Raw genomic sequence first — 21,997 nt, forward strand, 5'->3', positions numbered from 1 at the left:
TGTTCTTTCCAACAGCTTTTCACTCGGAAGACGGTTTCAGCTTTCTTAAAAGATTGCCTCTGGCATAACGTCCTACCGGATTTCTCTCGGCACGTTTACGCCTGATATCTTTGGGATTAATGGTCAGTGGCCGGTATATTTCTACCCGGTCCCCTGCTACCAGTGGTTGCTGATGATCCTGCAAACGCACGCCAAAAATGCCCAAAGATAACGGTTCAGGCAAGTCGACCTGCTCACGGATTCCACTTTGCTCAATCGCATCCAGTGCCGTCATGCCGGGCTGAAATGACACAGCCAGATGAAACTGCTGTTGCGGCGTCGCATATGCCACCCAGATCATCGCCTCATTCATCAGACGAACTGCCCTAGAACAGCGGCTATTGCCAGAATAATCCCAACTGGCAATACCACACGTACTGCAATACGCCAAAGGTTATAGAATGCTTCAGAGCTGAAATTCATTGATTTACGCAAATGACTGATCTTCATGATCCAGCCGGCAAACAGTGCATAAATCAGACAAATCACCAGCCCCCACACGAGCAAGACCACATTGAAAATTGGGCTTAGATTTGGAATAGCCCAGATCAGCGTGACTACAGCGATAATTGCCCATTGCACTACAGGATGAAGCTGACGTTGCTGTAGCTGTTCACGTGCCATTTGCAGCATTAATGCGGCAGCCGCCACTATGGCGGTGACCAGAGTAAATGCAGGAATTTGCGCTTGTACTGCGAAGAAGGTAAATGCAATAACAGCAACTAACTGCGCAACCCAGATCGGCAATACCGTTTTGCTGGCGATATCCTGTTGTCGCACAGTGTTCAGGCTAGACTGCCAATACAAGCCCATGCCCAGACCACTTGCAACCAGTGCCAATACCGTCGCATTTCCCCATTCAGAAAACTCGACTGGCGTAACTTGCCATGCAGGTAGTGCAGTTCCCATTACATTTGCCAAGATCAAAGATGCCAGCACCCCAATCGCAGTGATTGCTAACAGGATTTGACGCGGTAGCAATGAAAGAGCCAGCGCCACGATTGCCAATCCGATCAACAAGAGATTTGGTGCAAGATCAAGGGCCGCTACTGCCAGAACATTACTGGCATTATTCAGCATTGCACCTGCCAAAAACGGAATAAAAATCACACTTAACCAGCCGACAATACGCCATTTCTGTGACGCATCAGCTTCACGGGTCAGCGACGACAGCGCCTGTAATGGCGTCGTTTTGGAGCGCTTGGCCAAAGCAATTTCCAAGTAGCAGACTGGAAGTGCCAGAATCAGCATGGTGGCTAACCAGAGCATCCAGAAATCCAGCTGACGTTCAATCTGTATACCGGTTATCGGTGCGAGTGTCGCGATGATAATAAACGATAGACAGAAAGCCATCAGCGGCGATAACCATTTTGACATAGCATTGTCCTGCATGATGCATTCCTATAAAAATCTAGCGCTATTTTGCCTTGTGAAGCAGTGAAAATCAAAAACAAAAAGCAAACCACCATGAGGATGATTTGCTGCGCCAAATTTATAATTAAATTTTAATTCTTTTTATTTGCTGAAATCTTTTATTATGAGAAAAACCGGGCGAACCAGTTTTTACCTTTTTTCTGTTCTTTTTCTTTAATGATACCCATCATATTTTCTTTGACTGCACCCACATAATCGGCATCATCATGCTGAATATGGTTAATCAGCCATTTCGATAATACTTCATGCAGTTCATTTTCAATTGACTGTCCCAGTTCAAAACGGTCACGATAAGATTCGATTTTCTTAATAAACAGGTCATGCACACGTTTATGCGGCACCCGGTATTTATACCCGGCTTCTTCCTGAAGAGATTCTTCAAAGGTAAAATGTGACTGGGTATAATCAATAATATTGTCAAGAATCTGTTTAATACGGGCACGTTCGGTATTGGCATCGATTCCATCAATTTCGTTGATATAATCGAGAATTCGTTTGTGCTGATCGTCAATCACATCGATACCAGTATTATAATCTGGGACCCATTTCATTTTCATACGACCACCTAGAAATATTAAGGACTTATAACGTGAAAATGAGCATATAGCTTATTGATTCAAATAAAAATGAAGCAAATTAGTCGGCTTTCAGCCTAAAGCCTGTATTTTCATTTTAAGTTTCTGTTATATATAGTTAAAAATAATTTATCTTGAGTAAAAGGCTAAGATATTATTTAACCAGAAATGAGTGTTAAACTATTATTTATTCTTAAATTTTTCTCTATTTTTTAATATAAAAACGGAGTTTAAACTCCGTCTTGATGCAATTTTTAATATTGGTCAGCGCGCGTGATGCGTTTTAGGGAAGGATCTAGCCGTTCACGTTCCAAACGTTCGACATGCGTCACTTGAGAACGCACTTTCATCCCATGTTGAAACAGGATCATTTCACCGGGCTGAAAAGCTGTCCATTCTTCATTCTGGGTCAAAGGTTCAGTAGTAATGACTGCCACACGGTCTTCACGTGTGGTGACCTGACTAAAGTCTACTTCGACATCAATATCGATGAGCTGCGCCGGTCTAAACGGGTATTCACGTACCAGCCAGTGGAGTTTGGTAATCGCATAGCTAAATAGCGCCTGACCATTCGACAGGCAGAAATTAAAGGTACCATGTTCCGCGATTCCAGGTGAAATTTCGGCCAGCAGATCAAAAACCTGATCCAGTTTTGGTTCATGATAGCCAAAACGTTTCACTAACTGGTCCAGCAGATAGCAAAAAGCCCGCTCGCTATCCGTATTCCCTACTGGAGTGAAACGTCCACTTAGTGCCGGGAAATAATCATGCAAATCACCATTATGAGCAAAAATCCATTGCCGGCCCCAAAGTTCGCGGCTAAAGGGATGGGAATTTTCCAGATTGATTTTACCTTGCGTGGCTTTGCGGATATGCGCAATCACATTGCGGGATTTGATCGGATAATTACGTACCAGTTCAGCAATCGGAGATTCAACTGCAGACTGATTATCAACAAATAGACGGCAGGCTTTATCTTCAAAGAAAGCTATCCCAAAACCATCTGCATGATCAGAGGTAATGCCTGCCCGCTGGGAAAACCCGCGAAAAGAAAAAGTAATATCTGTTGGCGTAGCACAATTCATTCCGAGCAGTTGGCACATGGTCTGATTTCAGCTCTTTATTTCACTTAAAAGCTTATTGTGCATGACTGTCCCTGCCATTTCAAATAGCTGGCTATAAGAAATCCAAATAAAAAAGAGCCTGCATAGAGACTCTTTTTCACAAAAAATCGATTATGAACGATGCGGGTTTACACGGTTGGTAATAAGGGTACCAACACCATGATCAGTGAAAATTTCCAGCAAACTTGCATGCGGTACACGGCCATCGACAATATGTGCGCTCACCACCCCACCTTTTACAGCATCTAGGGCACAACCCACTTTCGGAATCATGCCGCCATAAATCACGCCGGTTTCAATCAGACGATCAACTTCCTGAGTGGTCAAACCAGTCAGCAGGTTTTTATTTTCATCCAGAACACCCGTGATATTGGTCAGCAGAATCAGTTTTTCTGCACCCAAAGCTTCAGCGACTTTACCAGCGACCAGATCGGCATTGATATTATAAGTATTGCCTGCTTCGTCCACACCCAGCGGAGCAATGACAGGAATAAAATCACTACTGGTGAACATTTCCAGAACATCGGTCTTTACACCAACAACTTCACCGACCAGACCCAGATCAATTTGCTGAACCGAACCATCTTCAGCCACTTTTTCCATCAGCAGTTTTTGTGCACGAATCAGGTTACCGTCTTTACCGGTGAGACCAATGGCACGGCCACCATGCTGGTTGATCAGATTCACAATGGATTTGTTGACGCTACCACCGAGTACCATCTCGACTACTTCCATGGTCGCAGGATCAGTCACACGCATGCCGTCGATACGGTCTGATTCGCGACCCAGCTGTTTCAGCATGGAATCGACTTGCGGACCACCACCATGCACCACGATCGGATTAATACCGACTGTTTTCAATAATACGATATCACGTGCAAATGAACTTTCCAGCTCAGGATCGGTCATTGCGTTACCGCCGTATTTTACCACCAGGGTTTTACCCGCAAAGCGTTGAATATACGGCAAAGCTTCTGTCAAAATCTGTGCTTTGTCGATGCCTGTTTGTTGATTTGGCATTCGCCTCTCCTTATTGAGCATCTAAAATGTCTTGAGCGATCTCTGGATAACGGTCACGCAACATGGCTACAAACAGATGACGAATCTCATTCAGAGCTTGGGCATTATTGGCATCAAAGCGCACCGTGAAATACTCACCTGTATTGGATGCTCGAATGATGCCAAAACCATCCTCAAAATCAAGACGTATGCCATCAATTTTACTGATTTGCGCATTAATTCTTTCAGATTGCTGCTCAACGAAGTTTAAAAGTTCAACAGGAGGCACGTGATGTGTGGAAATATAAAGATCTTCAGTACCATGACGTTTTGGATAAACTGCCAAGGCCTGTGCCAGAGTTTGTCCCGTTTGGTCTAGATACTCCATGACTCTGAGCGCTGCATAGAGTCCATCATCATAGCCCCAGCCACGACCATCATTAAATACATAATGCCCGGCATATTCACCACCAAAAATCGCCTGCTGCTGAGATTGCGCCAGATAAGTCCGCAAGAAGGAACTACCTGTACGGATCATCACCGCTTCGCCACCCAGACGTTGCACCGTATCTCGAACCAGAGTCGAACATTTCACATCATAAACAAATTGGCGTGGCACCGAATCATTCAGGCAGATTTCGGCAAACAGGCATAACAACTGATCAGCTGTAATAATCTGACCCTGCTCATCGATTAGAACCAGGCGATCGCCATCACCATCTAGGGCAATACCGAGGTCAGCCTGCTGTTGCATGACAGTTTGGCGTAAGGTTTCAAGATGTTTGTCTTGTGAAGGATCCGGCGCATGATCCGGAAAATGTCCATTAGCTTCACAACGTAAAGCAATTACTTCACAGCCCATTTTTCCGAGTACCAGATTGGCGCAACGCCCAGCTGAGCCATGCAAGCCATCCAGTACCACTTTAAACGGTTGCTTTAATTGAATATCTTCTAATATTCCCTGCTGATACTGGAGACAAAACTCTGAAATAATCAGATGTGGCTGTTCCGGCAATGTCAACAACTGCTGACTACAGTGAGGTTCTGCCAGCTGCGCCACCTGCTGAATCAGATCAGGACATGGCGGCTCACCACAGATGATCCATTTAATTCCATTATCTTCTTTAGGATTATGACTGGCAGTGACCATAATGCCATTGCCATCGAACTGGCGTGCAGTGAAATAAAGCATCGGGCTGGAGCAACAGCCGATAATAGTAGCTTCAAGTGAATAATCTTTAAAAATACGCGCGATAATGTCTGCAAAAGCTGGACTGCTGAGCCGCGCATCATAACCAATGGCGACACGCACCTGTCCCGCAGCCCGATATTGCTGTGCCAAACCGTGGGCAATTGCATCAATAATTCCCGCCCCCAACACACTGGCTTTACCGCGTATGTCATAAGCACGAAAAATATGTAAAGGGAGAGGATGTTTCAGGGATCCCATAAACTATTCTTTTCACAATTGGTTAGTATCAGGAGATATAAAATGATGGTTTCATCATAATGACTTTAAACACTTGTTTTTGTTTTAAGACTAGCCATTTTTAAACGATTTCAATGTAACAATCAATTATAAAAATATAATCAACAACTTTAGAAGTATAGGATTCTTGTAATTAAATAGCGATTACTTACTTATATTTATTTTAAATATCGCCTTATTCAAACGCTAATTTATATAAATTTAAATAAATCTATCTGACCATAAAATAGACTTGTATGTTTAAATGCATATTAATCAGTCCATTCTTTAATATTTTCTCATCAACCTAAAAATGACTTACATCATATTTAAAGAATGTAAGTCATTTAAGTCACTATTAAAACTTAGTTTTTACCAGTATGACCAAAACCGCCAGCACCACGTTCGGTTGCTTCAAATTCATTCACCAGATCAAATTCAGCTTGTACTACCGGCACCAAGACATACTGCGCCAAACGTTCACCCGGCTCTAAGCTAAAGGCAGTTTGGCTACGGTTCCAGACCGACACCATCAACTCACCCTGATAATCAGAATCAATTAAACCCACCAGGTTACCCAGCACGATCCCGTGTTTATGGCCCAAACCCGAACGAGGCAAAATCAAGCCAGCAAATGCAGGATCTTCAATATAGATGGCTAGACCAGTTTTTACCAAAAGCGTTTGGCCCGGTTCAATGATCGTAGTTTCTGCAACACACGCACGTAAATCCAGCCCTGCTGAACCCGTCGTAGCATAAGTGGGTAATGGCCATTCCTGACCGAGACGCGAGTCAAGGACTTTCACCTGAACTTTCATGTATTCATTCCCGTTGTTTCATTTAAAATAAGTGACAGCGCTGCACCTTATCGTTTGATGAGGTTGCGCAAATTATCCAGATAATGCTGTGCTTGTAATTTTGGATCGATGTTGCCAGCCAGCTTTTTCTTGCGACCTAACCATTCCAGCTCATCTTCCGGCAATTCATCCAGGAAACGGCTTGGGGTCATCTGCTTCATCTGCCCGCCTGCCTTGCGCTGTTCTGCCAGAGTAATGGTCAGTCCCTGACGTGCACGGGTAATCCCCACATACATCAGACGGCGTTCCTCTTCGACCGTTTCAGCAGCAATCGAGTTTTTATGTGGCAGAATTTCTTCTTCCAGCCCGATTAAATAGACATAAGGAAATTCCAGACCTTTAGACGCATGCAAGGTCAGTAAGTTGACTTTATCGGTGTCCTCTTCTTCCTGTTGCTGCTCGAGCATATCCAGCAGCACCATTTTACGAATCACACTTTCAATATTTTTTTCATCAACATCTTCAGCGCGGTTAATCAGGCTCTGAATGCTACTGTAGAGCACCTCGATATTGTCAAGCTTGGTTTTTTCCTGTGCCGGCGTAGCTGCAGTTTCCTTGATGTAATCGATATAACCGGCTTCAATCATCATCTGGCGGATGATCGGTACCGGTTCATCATCATCCAGTAAATTGCGGGTAAAGCCCTCAATAAAATCGGCAAATTCTGCCAATTGGGTCGTGGCCTTTTTCGGAATCGCCATGGTCAGACGCTGATCCGCTGCTGCAGCCAGCAAGGACAAGTTGTTTTCTTGAGCAAATAAGCCAAGTTTTTCCAGCGTTACCGGACCAATTGCCCGTTTTGGCGTATTGATAATTCGCAGGAATGCGCTGTCGTCTTCAGGGTTAATGATCAGGCGCAAATAACTCATCATGTCCTTGATTTCGGCACGTGCGAAGAAGGACTGTCCGCCAGATAATTTATACGGAATCTGCATCTGACGTAGATGGGTTTCCAAAATACGCGCCTGGAAATTGCCGCGGTACAACACCGCATAATCTTTCCAGCTTTTACCGTTCATTAATTTATGCGTGATCAGGTCTTTGACCACGCGTTCTGCTTCGTCATCATCATTGCGGCAGGTAATCACACGGATCACTTCACCATGGCCTTTGTCCGACCAGAGCTTTTTATCAAAAATATGCGGATTATTGCCAATGACTGTGTTGGCTGCTTTGAGAATACGACTGGTTGAACGATAGTTCTGTTCCAGCTTGATGACTTTCAGATTCGGGAAATCCTGCTGTAACAGCGCCATGTTTTCCGGTTTGGCACCACGCCAGGCATAAATCGACTGGTCATCATCGCCTACGGCGGTGAACTGTCCCATCACGCCAACCAGTAATTTCACCAGAATATACTGTGCTGTGTTGGTATCCTGATATTCATCCACCAGCAGATAACGCACGCGGTTTTGCCATTTGTCACGGACTTCGGCATTTTCCTGCAGTAAGCGCGTTGGCATCACAATCAGGTCATCAAAATCTACTGCATTATAAGCACGCAAATTACGCTCATAGAGCTGATATAGATGCGCAAACTGGACATCTTCGGCAGTTTCACAGGTGGTGTGCGCCTGCTCGGGTGGAATGAGATCATTTTTCCAGTCCGAGATCATTTTCATGGCTTTGGCAATCAGTTCTTTGCTTTCTGCACCGGATAAATTATCACGCTGCATCAAATCCATCAGAATGCGTTTACAGTCGTCAGCATCCAGAATCGAGAAATTATTTTTAAGTGGGGTATGTTTCAACTCCAGGCGCAGCATATTTAGGCCAAAGGTATGAAAGGTCGAAACTGAAACGCCTTTACTTTCTTCACGCGTCAACAATTTGCTAACACGCTCTTTCATCTCACGTGCTGCCTTGTTGGTAAAGGTCATCGCAGTAATACGATGTGCGGGAATCCCACAATGCTTGACTAAATACGCGATTTTTCGCGTGATCACTGAAGTCTTGCCTGAACCCGCTCCTGCAAGTACTAACAAGGGTCCTTGAGTGTATTTCATGGCTTCAAGTTGCTTGTCATTTAACTGACTGGCGAGTGACATACGGCTTCCTCTTCTAGATTCGGCTCCGATTATAGTCATCTCTGTAGCACTTTGCCTAATGCAAATTACGTTTTTAATGGTCAAGGTTCTGGCACAAAAAAACCACCCGAAGGTGGTTTTGTAATTCGCCGTTCAATCCATAAAGAATTATTGGATTGCGTAAATGCTTAGCTCAACACGACGGTTTTGCTCACGGCCTTGTGGAGTCGCATTAGATGCGATTGGATCCGCTGAACCAAGTCCTTGCGCATTAATGCGTGTAGGTGAAATACCCTGAGCGATCAAGTAGTTTGCAACAGCTTGTGCGCGTGCCTGAGACAACGGGATATTGATTGAGTCATTACCAGTGCTGTCGGTATAGCCAGTTACCAGGATACCGCTCTTGGTATCTTCAGTCAGCGTTTGCGCAACCTTGTTTAAAGTTGAGTAGAAATTCGGTTTGATATTCGATTTATTGGTATCAAACGTAATGTTACCTGGCATGATCAAGCCAACAGAGCCGTCTGGATTACGGTTAACTTCTACACCAGTACCCGCCATTTGCTGACGTAATTTTTTCTCTTTGTTATCTAGATAAACACCCGTTGCACCACCCAAGACTGCACCAATAGCAGCAGCACGGTTGTTTTGACGGCTAGTATTCGCATTGCCTTTAGAAATACCGTATCCTGCTGCAGCACCAATCAAGGTACCTAAAGCAGTTTTGTCATACTCAACACCACCCAAGTTATTCCCTGTTGATTGACAACCTGTAAGCGCTACTGCCCCTGCTACAGCTGCTGAAATTACTAGTGCACGCATTGCATGCCTCCTTTTGTATGCTTTGTTGTATAAGCGAGATAATGGATGAAATAGAATGGGATCACCATTGAATTTTTGTTAATAATAAATCGTTTAGTAATATTTTGTAATGTTTATATGTAACTATTTCAAGGTACTTCATCACAATATCTTCATAGTTTCCTATTCAGACTTTTTTATTTGCTCAACTGTCTCTATATTACTCAAAATATGAAAAAATTTAAGCGATTAATCTCGGGGGACTGATCTGATATGTCATCGAATAGCAACAAGCAACCGACGTTGAAAAAACTGGCACGTGGCCTGACGGTCACTTCAGTCATGACCGGCAGTACTTTTTTTCATGGTCCCCCGGTGCTGGCTTTAGGCTTAACTAAACTTTTTAAAAAATCCGCAAAAGTAGATGAAACCAATATCAAAATTACTAATAGCTGGTTAGGGGTCAACAACTGGCTGATTGAACATGTGCTGAAAAATACGCAATGGCAAATCAGCGTAGATGAATCACTGGATTTGAATATGCAGGGCCGCTATTTGATGACCTGCAATCATCAAAGCTGGGTGGATACGACCGTTAATCAATACTTCGGCGTATCCCGTATGCCCCTGACGCGTTTCTTTACCAAATGGGAACTTATTTTTATTCCTTTTGTTGGTCAGGCCTTTAAAATTTTGGGCTTCCCGATGATGAAACGACATAGCAAGGAACAGATTGCCAAAAATCCTGCGCTGAAATCCCGGGATATGGAAGAGGCACGTAAATCTTGTGAACAGCTGATCAGTCAGCCGTTTACCTTGTTAAATTATCTGGAAGGCACCCGCTTTACCCAGGAAAAGCATGATCAGCAGCAATCTCCTTATACCTATTTACTGAAGCCTAAGGCCGGTGGTCTGGCATTGGCACTCAGTATTCTTGGCGATAAAATTGATGCGCTGGTCGATATGACCATTGTTTATCCTGACGGCATTCCAGGTTATGGTGAATTCTGGTTAGGTGAAGTGCCACGTATTGCGGTAAATTTAAGAAAAATTGATATTCCTGACTGGGTGCTCGGTGGCAATTATGAAGATGATGCTGAATACCGCGCACGTTTCCAGAAATGGATAGATCAGATCTGGACTGAAAAAGATCAGCTCATCGCACAAATGCAGCAGAACTTTGCCCAAGCCCCGATCGGATCTGTAACCGAGTAATTATGAACAACGACAACCCAGACATTACCTCCAGCTCATTTAAATTTGTTCGTAAAGGAACCTGGGGCTGGAAAATTGCACTGATTTACGACATTTTCATGATGGTTTTAATTATCATCAACCTGTTCTGTCTCAGTGCCAATGCCATTTTAATGAGCGATTTTGGTCACTGGTTGTTTGACTTCATTCGTTTACCTGAAATATTGCAGTTTTATAAAACTGAATTACGCCCTTGGGTCATCATTACCGAGGGCTGGTTTACCACTTTTTTGATCTGTGAATTACTGGCACGCTGGGTCATTGCGATTGTCCTGCGTCATCACCGACGCTGGTGGTTCTTCCCTTTTGTGCACTGGTATGAAATTTTAGCCATTCTCCCGCAGTTGCGTTTTCTGCGTCTGCTGCGTGCAGTGGCGATTGGCTATAACCTGCATAGCCATGGTTATAAAGTGATTCCCGCTCGCTGGTACCGCCAGGGCAATTTTTATTACAACATGCTGATGGAAGAGCTTTCCAGCCGGGTGGTCCTGACCGTACTGGACGGTATCAAGCGTGAACTGACCACAAGCACATCACATAAACAGTTAATTGATGATTTGGTGGAACATCACCGTAAATTACTGGCCATTGCCTTGGCAGATATCTTGCAGGAGTCTTTAGGCAAGGAACTACAGTCACAACGTTCCATGATCGCTAAAAATGTTGGACAAGTAGTGAATCAGGCGATTGAAGAAACTCCAGAACTTACTCAGCTGCTGCGTCTGATTCCAATTGTGGGCAGCCGGATTGAACAGCAAATTCAAAGTATTGGTCAACGCCTGGGCGAAAATATTACTCAGGGCCTGATTGAGCCGTTTACCCATACAGGTACAAAAGAAAATCCGACTTTTACCCTAATTTCAGATAAAATCAGCCAGATACAGATTGAACATAATCCACATATTGATAAATTGGTTGAATCGGCTGTTTTTGAAACACTTGAAGCAATCCGAAAACAGGTAAAAGTCAAACAGTGGCAGCAGATTCTAGAAGAACATGAGCAAAATCAGAGCTCAATAGATAAGTAAATTTTAAAGTACAGAATCGGATCAATCCGTCCGGTTCTGTTCGCATAAAAAAATAACTGAGATCGCTAGAGAATTACTGCAATTTGTTCTAGGATTTGCACTATTTACAACATTGCTTCGACACAAAACCAGCACGTCAGAAGTATTTAAGGAAGAATTATGGCTGATATACGGATAAAAGGCAGAATGGTCAATGCGATACGCATTAGCCTAGATACCAATGATCATGATGCAATCCGCCAGCAACTTAGCCCAAAATTACAAGCAGCATTTCCACCCGGCACTTTGGCAGTCATTGAAAGTTCAGTTGAACAGGAACTCATTGCATTAATCCAGCTGTTAATCAGTCTGGATGTACAGCCTATGGCCGTAACTGAAGGCTTACTTGGCGATCAGGCGCGTGCCATTCAGTTCCCGGTACTGCCACCTGACCGCCAGCTAGAAGAAATTAAAGCCACCAAAGAGCAGGTCGTGGAAGTTAAGCCAGAACCTGCTGCAGAGGATAATGAGCAAACATCTGCGCCTCCAATCGTTGCCCACATCACCTCATACCATGATGAAATTCTGCGTACCGGTCAATGTATTGTGCAACATAATGGCGACATTATTCTCAATGCCGGTCTTAACAGCGGTTCAGAAATCATTGCATCGGGTAACATCCATGTCTATGGCAGTGCCCGCGGTCGCCTGATTGCGGGTGCTGGCGGTAATACTGCAGCACGCATTTTCTGCCATAACCTCGAAGCAGAACTAATCTCGATTGCAGGAACCTATTGTGTGGCGGATGACATTCCACCTCATGTGGTTAAAAAATCAGTGCATATTTACTTGAATGATCAACTAGAGCTTGTATTTGAAGCTCTACAATTTTAATGTATAAATAAACACCAAAAACCCCATTTTAAACAGGGGATTTGAACCATAACAGGAGTGGATTCGGTGGCGAAAATTGTTGTCGTAACGTCAGGCAAAGGTGGTGTAGGTAAAACTACAACAAGTGCATCTTTTGCAACAGGTTTAGCCCTACGTGGTCACAAAACTGTTGTTATTGATTTTGATGTAGGTTTACGTAACCTTGATTTGATTATGGGCTGTGAACGCCGTGTAGTTTATGATTTTGTGAATGTTTTAAATAACGAAGCACGATTACAACAAGCACTGATTCGCGATAAAGATATTGAGAATTTATATATTTTACCTGCTTCCCAAACACGTGATAAAGATGCCTTAACCGATGAGGGTGTAGCACGTGTAATGGATGAGCTTTCGCAGGAATTTGACTATATTATTTGTGATTCACCTGCCGGTATTGAGCGTGGTGCTATTTTGGCCATGTACCATGCTGACGAAGCGATCATTGTGACCAACCCTGAAATTTCTTCAGTCCGTGACTCTGACCGTATCATTGGCATGCTCGATAGCAAAACAAAAAAAGTAGAACAAAATGAAGGTCGCATTCGTAAGCACCTGTGTATTACCCGTTTCAATCCGGAACGTGCCGATAAACAGGAAATGCTGACCATTGATGATATTTCTAAGGATATTTTACGTGTACCAACCTTAGGCGTTATTCCTGAGTGTCCAAGCGTTTTACAGGCATCGAATGAAGGTAAGCCAGTGATTAATTTCACTGAAGCTGCAGCTGGTCAGGCCTATGATGACCTGGTTGCGCGCTTCCTTGGAGAAGAGCGTCCTTACCGTCATATCGAGGTGAAACCTAAGGGCTGGTTAGCACGACTATTTGGAGCGTAGACATGGCAGGATTCTGGAGTAAACTTTTTAGTGGCGAGGATAAACCATCAAGTGCACGGACTGCTAAAGACCGTTTGAAGGTCATCGTTGCATCCGAACAAGGCTTGGGTCGTCGTTTGAGCCAGGACAAAATTGACCAGATGAAGACTGAAATCATGCAGGTGGTCAATCGTTATGTCCGCGGTGTGGATGAGCAGCATATTCAAATGTCGGTACGTTCGGAAGCCAATATTGAAATGCTTGAAATGAATATCAATTTACCTGAAGAACGATAATCTGATTTTTGATTGGTCAAGCAAATTGATTCAAGGCAAAATATGAGGCCGGATCAGTAAAGCTCTGCTTTACCCGGCCGCAAGGCGAGAAGCTTTGCTTCGAGTGGGCTAGTAGTAACACACTGCACTAAGCCTCAAAACGAGAAGCTTTACTTCGAGTAGGCTGGTCATAAAGCTCTGCTTTACCCAGTCGCAAGACGAGTAACGAGACTTCGCCTAGACAACGTCGTTTTAAAGACATTGTCACTTGCGTACTCATATTTTGCCTTTTTTCATGCCGAAAAAACTACATTAGATCAAGGAAATTGCGATGGCATTATCTCAACCAGCAACTTTTAACGAAGAATGGTCAGATGAGCGTGTATTTGCCTACCTGAACCAGCTTCCTCCTGCAGGTGTTAATGCGGATTTTCATGTGCTGTATCATGCTTTCAAACATATGCGTCCATTCGATTATGAACGCCTGTTGACGAAATTTGTTGCTGATGGCCGCAATGTCAATGCAACCAATCCGGAAGGCCAACGCATTCATGACGTGATTGCCACCTACCCACGTCAAAGTGCCGAGTTTCTGGATGTCTTGGCAAAGTTTGCCTGAGTCAAAAATACATAAAAAAGCCTGCTTTCAAAGCAGGCTTTTTTATTGAAGCTAGACTACTAAACCAGAATCTCGCGTTTGCCATTAGCACCCATACCACTGACAATGCCGTTTTCTTCCATCTGGTCGATGATCCGTGCAGCACGGTTATAGCCCAGACTGAATTTACGTTGCAAGGATGAAGTAGAAGCCTTACGGGTTTCCAAAACAAAAGCAACACACTGGTCATACAGCGCATCGCGGTCTGATCCACCGTCGCCACCGTCTTCAAAACCACGGCTCGATGGCTCTTCATCAAATGGCGTCAGGATCTCGTCGACATAATTTGGTGAACCACGTTCACGCCATGCATCACAGATCCGGTTGACTTCGTCATCGGCAATAAAAGCGCCATGCACACGCTCAGGTTCGATTTTACCCGGACCCAAGAACAGCATGTCACCGTGACCGAGCAAGTCTTCTGCACCACCCGCATCCAGAATAGTACGCGAGTCGATCTTGGAGTTAACCCGCAATGCGACACGTGTTGGAATATTGGCTTTGATCAAACCGGTGATTACATCTACTGAGGGACGCTGGGTCGCAAGCAGCAAATGAATACCGGCCGCACGTGATTTTTGTGCCAGACGGGTAATCATTTCTTCGGCTTTTTTACCCACCTGCATGATCATATCCGCGAACTCATCCGCGACAATCACAATGGAAGGCAACGGCGTCAAACGCGGCGCACGCTCACCCACAACAGAATCGCTGGCTTTCCAGGTTGGATCGATCAGGTCTTCACCATTGGCAATCGCCTCTTCCACCTTGCGGTTATAGTCGCTCAGTTTACGGATTTTCAGGAAAGACATCAGTTTATAACGACGTTCCATCTCATTGACACACCAGTTCAATGCGCTGACTGCATCTTTCATATCAGTGACTACAGGCGTCAACAAATGTGGAATATCATTATAGTTTGCCAGTTCCAGCTGCTTCGGATCGATCAGAATGAGACGCAATTCATCTGGGGTATATTTCAGCAACATCGATAGAATCATCGAGTTGACCGCCACCGATTTACCGGAACCTGTGGTCCCTGCCACCAGCATATGCGGCGCTTTACCTAGATCAGCAATTACCGGATTACCGGAAATATCCTTACCCATTGCCATAGAGAGAATACTATTCGGATCAGTAAAGGCGGGGATGGTCAAAAGTTCGATTAAACGGACCATTTCACGGGTGCTGTTTGGTACTTCAATTCCGATATACGGCTTGCCTGGAATGACTTCAACCACACGCACCGATGCCATCGACATCGAACGTGCCAGATCACGCGAAATATTCGTCACTTTAGAAGCTTTTACCCCTGGCGCCAGATCCAGTTCAAAACGTGTCACGACTGGGCCTGGCTGTGCTTCTACCACCTTGGCTTTGACGTTGAATTCTTGCAACTTGATTTCAAGCAGCTCAGATAAACGTGCCAGCTGCTCTTCGGTAAAATTCACTTTTTTATTGGGATCGACTTCATCCAGTAAATCCAGACCTGGAAGCGGTGATAAATCTTTACGGCGCTCTGCCACCTGCATGGCACGTGACATCGGACGTCCTGATGCATCAGTTAAAGGCGCATCAAAATCAAACTCGTCTTCATCCTGTGGCTTGCCAGCAGTTTCATGCCAGGCTTCAATAAAATCTTCTTTGGATAATGCTTCCCGGACTGCAGCATTGCTGGCCGAAGTGGCAGATGTAGCCTGCTCTATACCCTGATGCTGAATCGGGGCCTGTACAAAAGCAGAAGATTGCGCATAACTCGATGCACGTACCGGTTGCCTTGGTTCATCTTCCTCAATCAGCAAATCACCCAGGTCATCCAGATCGGCCTGTAATGCGCTATTTTTCACCCCATGTGCCGTTGCCATAGCAGCCATAGCCGGAGCAACATTTACCATATCCTCTACAATTCTTGAGGTCTTTTCAGCCGTTACCGGATTGAATGGGCTATGCACATCCGTCGCTGTCTTGCCCTGTGGAACCGCAGCCAGAAGCTCGTCAAAGATTTCATCATCATCCCAGTCCAGGCCTGTATGTGGCGCAGATGTGGTTCTGGTTTGAGAAGGAGCCTGCGCTGAAACAGCTTGTTCTGCAGCTAAAGGCGATACAGAAGAGTTAAGCTGTTCCTCTTCGGCTGCTTTGAGTAAGGCATCAATATCCTGTTTATGGCGCTGATCCTCAGTAGAATGTAAGGCACGCCATATCTGCCCTGTTGCTACCACACGATCAGACTGTGGTGGCTCTTGCTGTGCTTTTTTAAATGTTTCGACTGGCTCCTCAGCAACCTGCTGCACATTTTCAGGAATATCGTCATCGAATCGGGGTTGCTGGGATTCTTTATCGGCAAAATCATCAAATAGACGTTCAGCCACCTGATCACGCACTACCGGATCTATTTCTACCAGTTGATGCTCAGGCGCAGGCGTGACTGCAACCGCTACTTTTTTCGTAGTATTGACTGGCTCTTTTTTCGCAACAGGTGCAGTACGGTCAAAATCAGACATGCCTTCAGGCACATTACGGTAGAACAGGTCTTGTAAATAAGCAGGCGTTGCTTTGAGGCTGCTCCAGGTCTTGTTCCACTTCACCCCAAACGCCAAGGTAAATAATACCACCCAAAGCACCAGTAGGAAGAATGCTGCACCATATACAGTCAGCAGTTGTTCCAGACTCTGACCTAATTCATAGCCAATAATACCGCCGGAAGAATTATCCAGCGTATCTGCAGGCACTTGCCAAAATAAAAACAGCAATGCTGAGGTGGTCAGTAACAGGAAGAATTGGGCAGCATAGCGAAATGGCCGGTTCAGGAAGCTGCGCGGCCACCAGACCTGAATTGCTTCCATAAACAGATAGACAGGAATCAGCAGACTTGCCCAACCGAGAAAGCCAAACAAAAGGTCTGCAATCCAGGCACCCGCAACCCCACTCGCATTCGAAACGGTTTGTGTATCACTGGAAATGTGCATCCATCCCGGATCAAATGGCGTATAGGTCACTGTTGCAAGAAACAGATAAATCCCAAATGAGACTAAAAATAATGTCATTATTAAGCGCTGTGCATAGGCACTCGACACCGCTGTCATATACTGTCCTGTAACCAATTCTTCATGAATATTCTTTTGCTTTAATACTTAAAAAAAGCGACGCAATAATCTATATATTATGCACCTGTTCTATAAAAAAAGATGCACTATTGTGCAAGCACAATGTTACTTATGCTATATAGCCCAAATCGATTTCAATGATCAATAATATCGACTTTAATCTCACACCACTGTTATACAGTTTCACGTATAATTCAATAAATTTCTAAATAAAAAAGGATACAGCTGATGAGCGCACGTCACTCACGACTGATTATTTTAGGTTCTGGTCCTGCAGGCTATAGTGCAGCAGTCTATGCAGCGCGGGCAAACTTGAAACCTACCCTGATTGCAGGTTTGCAACTGGGCGGTCAGCTTACCACGACAACAGAAGTAGATAACTGGCCGGGTGATCCTGAAGGCCTAACCGGTCCAGCCTTGATGGAACGTATGCAGGCCCATGCAGAGCGCTTTGGCACCAAAATCGTATATGACCATATCAATGAAGTGGATCTTAACCAGCGCCCGTTCGTATTAAAAGGTGATATGGAAGAGTTTACTTGTGATGCCCTGATCATCTGTACCGGTGCCACTGCACAATACCTTGGCCTGGAATCTGAAGCTGCCTTTATGGGTCAAGGTGTCAGCGCTTGCGCGACCTGTGATGGTTTCTTCTATAAAAATCAGAAAGTGATGGTCGTAGGTGGTGGTAATACTGCTGTAGAGGAAGCGTTGTATTTATCTAATATTGCTTCTCACGTAACCCTGGTTCACCGCCGCGACTCATTACGTTCTGAAAAAATCTTGCAAGAGCATTTATTTGCTAAAGAAAAAGAAGGCAAGATCAGTATTATCTGGAATCATCAGGTCGATGAAGTCCTGGGCGATGCACAATCCGGCGTAACCTCAGTACGTATTAAATCAACCCTGGATGGCTCGACTCAAAATGTCGACGTGACCGGCATGTTTGTCGCAATTGGTCACAAGCCAAATAGCAGCATGTTTGAAGGCCAGTTAGAGCTTCGTGATGGTTATATCCAGGTGCAAAGCGGTACTACAGGTAATGCAACACAAACTTCTGTACCGGGTGTATTTGCAGCTGGTGACATTGCTGACAGTATTTACCGTCAGGCCATTACTTCTGCAGGTTCAGGCTGTATGGCTGCGCTGGACGCAGATAAATATCTTGATGCAATGGGCAAACTGGACTAAGCAGCAACTATAAAAAGCCGTCCATCTTGGGCGGTTTTTTTATGTATGATAAAAATAGCCTATTTAAAGATCGGATTTTTGCATGCATCTCCTTCCTCCTTCACAGTATATATTTCCCAATCCGCTCGAGGTTAATCCTGAAGGTGAAGGCCTGATTTGTATTGGTGCAGACCTCTCCCCTTCCACACTTTTTGAAGCCTATACGCATGGTTTATTTCCATGGTTTTCAGAAGGTGATCCGATTTGCTGGTGGAGTCCGGAACCGCGTTGCATTATTCGCCCCGAAGATTATCATCCAAGCAAATCCCTGCTACGCAATATGAAAAAGCAGGATTATAAAATTACAGTCAACCATGCTTTTGAAAGGGTAATCCGTTGCTGCTCCCTGCCGCGTGCTTATGCTGAAGATACCTGGATCAGTGAAGATATTATCGCAGGCTATTGCGACATGTTTGAAGCCGGATACGGCTATAGCATTGAGGTCTGGGATGAAAATCGCATCGTCGGTGGACTTTATGGTGTGACCATCGGTCAGGGCTGTTTTGGTGAGTCCATGTTTAGTACACAAACTGATGTTTCTAAAATGGCTTTCTACACTTTAATGTTGATTGGGCAAGAAAATAAACTGCCCTGGATTGACTGCCAACTGGTTAATGATCATCTGTTAAGTCTGGGTGCCTGTACACTTTCTCGCCAAGCCTATCTTAATTCGTTACAAGATATCGTAAAAAAGCCGGCGATTGATTGGAAAAAGTATCAGGAAGGTGTATTTTCAAGTAAAACAATAGCGCAAAACGCGCGATTAAGTGAATGAAAATAACAGAGGGTAGTTGTTATGAACTCTTATCAGCCCAAGGCCCTACTGAACGATTTACAGTATTATATTACGCCGCCGCATGATTGCAGCTATCTGCCCAATAAGTCGGCGCGCATGGTTTTTCTGGATCCTGCACATCGTATTGATGTGGTAACTTTATCCGAGCTGTCGCGTACCGGTTTCCGCCGCAGTGGTGATTTCGTCTATCGCCCTGAATGCCATCTTTGCCGTCAATGCCTGTCTTCGCGCGTACCTGTTACTGAATTTCGCATGAACAGTTCACAAAAAAAAGCCTGGAAACGTAATCAGGATCTGGTGATGAAAATTACCACTCCAGAGCAGGCGGGTGATTTACATTATGCATTGTATGAACGCTACATAAACGAACGTCACGCAGATGGCGACATGTTCCCTCCGACTCGCGATCAGTTTGAAAAATTTTTATTGCAAAGCTGTACTGACAGCTTCTTTCTGGAATTATGGCAGGATCAGCGTTTAATCAGCGTTTCCACCTGCGACCTGCTGGATGATGGCATTTCGGCCGTCTATACCTTCTTTGACCCAAATGAAAATCGCCGTTCGCTGGGCGCATTTGCAATCTTGAAACAGATTGAACACGCACAAAAGCTTGGTTTGAAATTTGTTTATCTGGGCTACTGGGTTCCCCATTCAGCCAAGATGAACTACAAATCCCAATACCTGCCGCTTGAATTACTGATCGATGGACAATGGCGACGCTTAAATCATGCCTTGAGTGCCGCAGAGATTCAGCATTTGGGAAACTCATTAATGACGACCTTACCTAGCGGATGGAATCATCAGATTATTAAATAAGATGGCCCGTCTCTCTTATTTAAACAGGCTGGCAAAATCATCCGTACATGCCTTGACCATAATGATGGCATGTTCACGACTGCCATTGGCATTTGGATAATAGTTCTTGCGCAGATCAATCTGATGAAAGCCTGATTTTTCATATAGCTTGATCGCAGCCTGATTACTCTCGCGTACTTCCAGGAAAATCTGCACCGGATTATTTTTCAGCATCGCCACTGACGCCTCCAGCAACTGATAGCCCAGGCCCTGGCCCTGTTGTGCCGGATCAATCGCCATCAGCAATAAATTGGCTTCATCCAGCACCGGTTGTAAAATACAAAATCCGGCTACCTGCCCTTGCACTTCAATCACGGTACTTTGATAAGCAGTCACTGCATCCTGAAACTGCTTTAAGGTCCAAGGATGTGATTGGACCAATCTTTCAATTTTTACAACGGCCTCTACATCCGCTGCTTGCATCAAACGAATCATCTTCGTTCATCTTATATAGATTCAACCTCCGCATTATAGAAACTTCATAAAAAAAATCGAGCAAAAAAAAAGAGCGATTCCTGTCGCTCTTCACTCTTCATCTTTATTAAATACCCAATTTTGCTTTCCAGCCCGCCAGCAGTTGATCTGTATAATGATCATTCGGATGGAATCCCGGTTTAAAATACATCAGCATTTCCTTAGCCATGCCGGTAATGATGCCTTTGGAAGGACTATAGGCATAGCTATAAATGGCCTTCAAGGATTCAAGATTGAGCTGCTGATCCTGTTTGAGTAATCGTGCAAGGAAATAGCTTTGCACCACAAATAAGGTGGCCATTGCGATGACCAAGGAAGACGTACGCAGTGCATATGCTTTTAAGCCTTTGCCAAAAACCCCCTCAAAGACATCATAAGCGACTGCCTTATGTTCATTTTCTTCGACTGCATGCCATAACCACATGGTTTTCATGGTCTCATCTGTCATCAGTTCCTGAATATGGCTATTGGTTAACAGCTGTGAGGCGATGGTTGCGGTAAAGTGTTCAAGTGCTGTTGTCGCGGTTAAATCTATCATTTCCTGGCTAATACCCACAGGTTTAGCCAACTTTGCCATGAACTTTCGCGTTGTTTGAATGACTTTATCGGTGTAATGATCAAGCGTATCGACATCATGACCATACTTTTGCGCAGAAGCATTAAAGCCGATATGCTCGTGAGTATGCATCGCTTCCTGACCAATAAAGGCGGAAATTTCTTTTTGTAAGGCTTCATTGTGAGAAATCGCAGGATGTTTACGCACCGCGCGGACTGAATCTATAAAAAACTTTTCACCTGCTGGAAACAGTGCAGATAATGCGGTCATAAAATGAGTAAGACCAGCTGAACCATTCATCCAGTATTCTGGTACAGCATCAAAATCGAAGTTCATGCGACGAACTGGAAAACTTGCACCCGCACGATTGGTAATATTTACTTTAGCGTTCATGTGACTACTCCCATCAAGCCCGTCCAGGCCTGAAAATGTAATATTCATATTCTTATCTGTATATTACGTGGGATTTTTTTTTACATAAGCGCTGTTTAGGTCAAGCCAATATCAGTTAAGGACAGCTTTAGATAAAATTGTCAGACAATTTATTTTTGGTTTCATAAAAATAAGAATTAAAAAAAGCGCCCCAAAGGAGCGCTTTTTTTACAATCAAGTGATTATGCAGTTACTTTAGAAACTACACCAGCACCAACTGTACGACCGCCTTCACGGATCGCAAAACGTAGACCTGGGTCCATTGCGATCGGGTGGATTA

Annotated in this window: 21 protein-coding genes and 1 pseudogene; 9 read left to right on the forward strand and 13 right to left on the reverse strand. The window is 44.4% G+C overall.

Features of this window, described 5'->3' with window-relative positions:
• Positions 1 to 19: 19 nt before the first annotated feature.
• The 9 genes from AY607_RS02225 to AY607_RS02265 form a co-directional block, all read right to left on the reverse strand.
• Positions 20 to 352, reverse strand: a complete 333-nt coding sequence (locus AY607_RS02225; RefSeq protein ID WP_064101631.1) for an RnfH family protein — start codon at positions 350 to 352, stop codon at positions 20 to 22.
• Positions 352 to 1,431 carry a hypothetical protein gene (locus tag AY607_RS02230; RefSeq protein ID WP_064101632.1) on the reverse strand — a complete coding sequence of 360 codons (1,080 nt, stop codon included), beginning with the start codon at positions 1,429 to 1,431 and terminating at the stop codon, positions 352 to 354. The genes AY607_RS02225 and AY607_RS02230 overlap by 1 nt, the downstream gene beginning before the upstream one ends.
• Before the next feature lie 143 nt (positions 1,432 to 1,574).
• Positions 1,575 to 2,030 carry a bacteriohemerythrin gene (locus AY607_RS02235; protein WP_064095788.1) on the reverse strand — a complete coding sequence of 152 codons (456 nt, stop codon included), beginning with the start codon at positions 2,028 to 2,030 and terminating at the stop codon, positions 1,575 to 1,577.
• A gap of 272 nt (positions 2,031 to 2,302) precedes the next feature.
• The gene (locus AY607_RS02240; RefSeq protein WP_064101633.1) at positions 2,303 to 3,151 is read right to left on the reverse strand and encodes a class II glutamine amidotransferase; all 849 of its coding nucleotides are present in this window, start codon (positions 3,149 to 3,151) and stop codon (positions 2,303 to 2,305) included.
• 132 nt (positions 3,152 to 3,283) lie between these two features.
• Positions 3,284 to 4,192 (reverse strand): acetylglutamate kinase, encoded by a 909-nt coding sequence (gene argB / locus AY607_RS02245; RefSeq protein ID WP_064095790.1) that lies wholly within the window; start codon positions 4,190 to 4,192, stop codon positions 3,284 to 3,286.
• 10 nt (positions 4,193 to 4,202) lie between these two features.
• On the reverse strand, positions 4,203 to 5,621 hold the full coding sequence (locus tag AY607_RS02250; protein ID WP_064101634.1) for a phosphomannomutase/phosphoglucomutase: 1,419 nt from the start codon (positions 5,619 to 5,621) through the stop codon (positions 4,203 to 4,205).
• A 383-nt stretch (positions 5,622 to 6,004) separates the two neighbouring features.
• Positions 6,005 to 6,457 carry a dUTP diphosphatase gene (gene dut, locus AY607_RS02255; protein ID WP_064101635.1) on the reverse strand — a complete coding sequence of 151 codons (453 nt, stop codon included), beginning with the start codon at positions 6,455 to 6,457 and terminating at the stop codon, positions 6,005 to 6,007.
• Positions 6,458 to 6,504: 47 nt separating this feature from the next.
• Positions 6,505 to 8,544, reverse strand: coding sequence for a UvrD-helicase domain-containing protein (locus AY607_RS02260; protein WP_004730583.1), 2,040 nt, complete (start codon positions 8,542 to 8,544; stop codon positions 6,505 to 6,507).
• A 147-nt stretch (positions 8,545 to 8,691) separates the two neighbouring features.
• Positions 8,692 to 9,345, reverse strand: coding sequence for an OmpA family protein (locus AY607_RS02265; RefSeq protein WP_064095793.1), 654 nt, complete (start codon positions 9,343 to 9,345; stop codon positions 8,692 to 8,694).
• A gap of 252 nt (positions 9,346 to 9,597) precedes the next feature.
• Here AY607_RS02265 and AY607_RS02270 point away from each other — a divergent pair, with 252 nt between their 5' ends.
• The 6 genes from AY607_RS02270 to AY607_RS02295 all read left to right on the forward strand — a co-directional run bounded on the left by AY607_RS02270 (position 9,598) and on the right by AY607_RS02295 (position 14,231).
• Positions 9,598 to 10,539 carry an acyltransferase gene (locus AY607_RS02270; RefSeq protein WP_064101636.1) on the forward strand — a complete coding sequence of 314 codons (942 nt, stop codon included), beginning with the start codon at positions 9,598 to 9,600 and terminating at the stop codon, positions 10,537 to 10,539.
• A 2-nt stretch (positions 10,540 to 10,541) separates the two neighbouring features.
• Entirely contained in the window at positions 10,542 to 11,606 is a 1,065-nt protein-coding gene (locus AY607_RS02275) for a hypothetical protein (protein ID WP_064101637.1), read from the forward strand.
• Between the two features lie 159 nt (positions 11,607 to 11,765).
• On the forward strand, positions 11,766 to 12,479 hold the full coding sequence (gene minC, locus AY607_RS02280) for a septum site-determining protein MinC (RefSeq protein WP_064095796.1): 714 nt from the start codon (positions 11,766 to 11,768) through the stop codon (positions 12,477 to 12,479).
• 66 nt (positions 12,480 to 12,545) lie between these two features.
• Complete coding sequence (gene minD / locus AY607_RS02285) at positions 12,546 to 13,358, forward strand: septum site-determining protein MinD (protein ID WP_064095797.1); 813 nt, start codon at positions 12,546 to 12,548, stop codon at positions 13,356 to 13,358.
• A 2-nt stretch (positions 13,359 to 13,360) separates the two neighbouring features.
• Positions 13,361 to 13,633, forward strand: coding sequence for a cell division topological specificity factor MinE (gene minE / locus AY607_RS02290; RefSeq protein WP_005096032.1), 273 nt, complete (start codon positions 13,361 to 13,363; stop codon positions 13,631 to 13,633).
• 310 nt (positions 13,634 to 13,943) lie between these two features.
• Positions 13,944 to 14,231, forward strand: a complete 288-nt coding sequence (locus AY607_RS02295; protein WP_064095798.1) for a PA4642 family protein — start codon at positions 13,944 to 13,946, stop codon at positions 14,229 to 14,231.
• Between the two features lie 59 nt (positions 14,232 to 14,290).
• Here the strand turns inward: AY607_RS02295 and AY607_RS02300 are convergent, their stop codons facing one another.
• Complete coding sequence (locus AY607_RS02300) at positions 14,291 to 17,353, reverse strand: DNA translocase FtsK (protein WP_064101638.1); 3,063 nt, start codon at positions 17,351 to 17,353, stop codon at positions 14,291 to 14,293.
• Positions 17,354 to 17,602: 249 nt separating this feature from the next.
• On the opposite strand from AY607_RS02300, the gene trxB reads away from it, so the two are divergent.
• From trxB to AY607_RS02315, 3 genes are all read left to right on the forward strand, one after another.
• On the forward strand, positions 17,603 to 18,565 hold the full coding sequence (gene trxB, locus AY607_RS02305) for a thioredoxin-disulfide reductase (protein WP_064101639.1): 963 nt from the start codon (positions 17,603 to 17,605) through the stop codon (positions 18,563 to 18,565).
• A gap of 82 nt (positions 18,566 to 18,647) precedes the next feature.
• Positions 18,648 to 19,379: a leucyl/phenylalanyl-tRNA--protein transferase gene (gene aat / locus AY607_RS02310; RefSeq protein ID WP_064101640.1), complete on the forward strand. Its 732-nt coding sequence runs from the start codon at positions 18,648 to 18,650 to the stop codon at positions 19,377 to 19,379.
• A gap of 21 nt (positions 19,380 to 19,400) precedes the next feature.
• On the forward strand, positions 19,401 to 20,216 hold the full coding sequence (locus tag AY607_RS02315; protein WP_064101641.1) for an arginyltransferase: 816 nt from the start codon (positions 19,401 to 19,403) through the stop codon (positions 20,214 to 20,216).
• A 15-nt stretch (positions 20,217 to 20,231) separates the two neighbouring features.
• Here AY607_RS02315 and rimI read toward each other — a convergent pair whose 3' ends face one another.
• From rimI to AY607_RS14770, 3 genes and pseudogenes are all read right to left on the reverse strand, one after another.
• A complete protein-coding gene (rimI, locus tag AY607_RS02320) occupies positions 20,232 to 20,690 on the reverse strand; it encodes a ribosomal protein S18-alanine N-acetyltransferase (RefSeq protein ID WP_064101642.1) in 459 nt (152 codons plus the stop codon).
• A 106-nt stretch (positions 20,691 to 20,796) separates the two neighbouring features.
• Positions 20,797 to 21,678, reverse strand: coding sequence for a metal-dependent hydrolase (locus tag AY607_RS02325; protein ID WP_064095804.1), 882 nt, complete (start codon positions 21,676 to 21,678; stop codon positions 20,797 to 20,799).
• A gap of 221 nt (positions 21,679 to 21,899) precedes the next feature.
• A pseudogene (locus tag AY607_RS14770) lies at positions 21,900 to 21,997 on the reverse strand (elongation factor Tu); the annotation flags it as partial.

The organism is Acinetobacter sp. SFA, assembly GCF_001647535.1.
Taxonomy (GTDB): domain Bacteria; phylum Pseudomonadota; class Gammaproteobacteria; order Pseudomonadales; family Moraxellaceae; genus Acinetobacter; species Acinetobacter pecorum.

Excerpts from the sequence above, each read along its gene's own strand:
- AY607_RS02230 (WP_064101632.1), bottom strand. The coding sequence starts at position 1,431 with ATGCAGGACAATGCTATGTCAAAATGGTTATCGCCGCTGATGGCTTTC.
- AY607_RS02270 (WP_064101636.1), top strand. The coding sequence starts at position 9,598 with ATGTCATCGAATAGCAACAAGCAACCGACGTTGAAAAAACTGGCACGT.
- aat (WP_064101640.1), top strand. The coding sequence starts at position 18,648 with ATGCATCTCCTTCCTCCTTCACAGTATATATTTCCCAATCCGCTCGAG.
- rimI (WP_064101642.1), bottom strand. The coding sequence starts at position 20,690 with ATGATTCGTTTGATGCAAGCAGCGGATGTAGAGGCCGTTGTAAAAATT.
- AY607_RS02275 (WP_064101637.1), top strand. The coding sequence starts at position 10,542 with ATGAACAACGACAACCCAGACATTACCTCCAGCTCATTTAAATTTGTT.
- trxB (WP_064101639.1), top strand. The coding sequence starts at position 17,603 with ATGAGCGCACGTCACTCACGACTGATTATTTTAGGTTCTGGTCCTGCA.
- AY607_RS02260 (WP_004730583.1), bottom strand. The coding sequence starts at position 8,544 with ATGTCACTCGCCAGTCAGTTAAATGACAAGCAACTTGAAGCCATGAAA.
- minC (WP_064095796.1), top strand. The coding sequence starts at position 11,766 with ATGGCTGATATACGGATAAAAGGCAGAATGGTCAATGCGATACGCATT.
- AY607_RS02240 (WP_064101633.1), bottom strand. The coding sequence starts at position 3,151 with ATGTGCCAACTGCTCGGAATGAATTGTGCTACGCCAACAGATATTACT.
- AY607_RS02300 (WP_064101638.1), bottom strand. The coding sequence starts at position 17,353 with ATGACAGCGGTGTCGAGTGCCTATGCACAGCGCTTAATAATGACATTA.
- AY607_RS02295 (WP_064095798.1), top strand. The coding sequence starts at position 13,944 with ATGGCATTATCTCAACCAGCAACTTTTAACGAAGAATGGTCAGATGAG.
- AY607_RS02250 (WP_064101634.1), bottom strand. The coding sequence starts at position 5,621 with ATGGGATCCCTGAAACATCCTCTCCCTTTACATATTTTTCGTGCTTAT.
- AY607_RS02235 (WP_064095788.1), bottom strand. The coding sequence starts at position 2,030 with ATGAAAATGAAATGGGTCCCAGATTATAATACTGGTATCGATGTGATT.
- AY607_RS02265 (WP_064095793.1), bottom strand. The coding sequence starts at position 9,345 with ATGCGTGCACTAGTAATTTCAGCAGCTGTAGCAGGGGCAGTAGCGCTT.
- AY607_RS02225 (WP_064101631.1), bottom strand. The coding sequence starts at position 352 with ATGAATGAGGCGATGATCTGGGTGGCATATGCGACGCCGCAACAGCAG.
- AY607_RS02325 (WP_064095804.1), bottom strand. The coding sequence starts at position 21,678 with ATGAACGCTAAAGTAAATATTACCAATCGTGCGGGTGCAAGTTTTCCA.
- AY607_RS02315 (WP_064101641.1), top strand. The coding sequence starts at position 19,401 with ATGAACTCTTATCAGCCCAAGGCCCTACTGAACGATTTACAGTATTAT.
- dut (WP_064101635.1), bottom strand. The coding sequence starts at position 6,457 with ATGAAAGTTCAGGTGAAAGTCCTTGACTCGCGTCTCGGTCAGGAATGG.
- minE (WP_005096032.1), top strand. The coding sequence starts at position 13,361 with ATGGCAGGATTCTGGAGTAAACTTTTTAGTGGCGAGGATAAACCATCA.
- argB (WP_064095790.1), bottom strand. The coding sequence starts at position 4,192 with ATGCCAAATCAACAAACAGGCATCGACAAAGCACAGATTTTGACAGAA.